The organism is Pseudomonas sp. SIMBA_067, assembly GCF_046534675.1.
Classification (GTDB): domain Bacteria; phylum Pseudomonadota; class Gammaproteobacteria; order Pseudomonadales; family Pseudomonadaceae; genus Aquipseudomonas; species Aquipseudomonas putida.
In genome coordinates this window covers 1-274 of the sequence record NZ_JAWRYH010000389.1, presented here as the reverse complement: position 1 = coordinate 274, position 274 = coordinate 1, and the positions used below count along the sequence as shown (strand labels likewise).

At 55.5% G+C, this 274-nt stretch carries 1 protein-coding gene; it reads left to right on the top strand.

Going from position 1 to position 274, the window contains the following annotated elements; translation table 11 throughout:
- The coding region (locus SB765_RS29565; RefSeq protein ID WP_410932482.1) for a hypothetical protein at window positions 1-274 on the top strand (274 nt) is incomplete at both ends.

The window sequence follows — 274 nt, the reverse complement described above, 5'->3', positions numbered from 1 at the left end:
AAAACTGCGCCCACAAACCGGCTGGTTGCCACTGGCCTTTGCGCTCGACTGGAACCGACCACCGCGCCAAATGAACAGCACCTCGTTTTTCTACAATCATTCCAGCCAATGGCGCTATGAAAAAGTCTCTGCTCAGGAGTTACTTTCACCGCTCGCCGATGCCAGTAAGTACAGCGGTCATCTGATTGATTTCAACGTTCGCGCCGAACGTATGGGCTGGCTACCTTCTGCGCCGCAGCTGGGGCGTAACCCGCTCGGGATTAAAGCTGAAGCC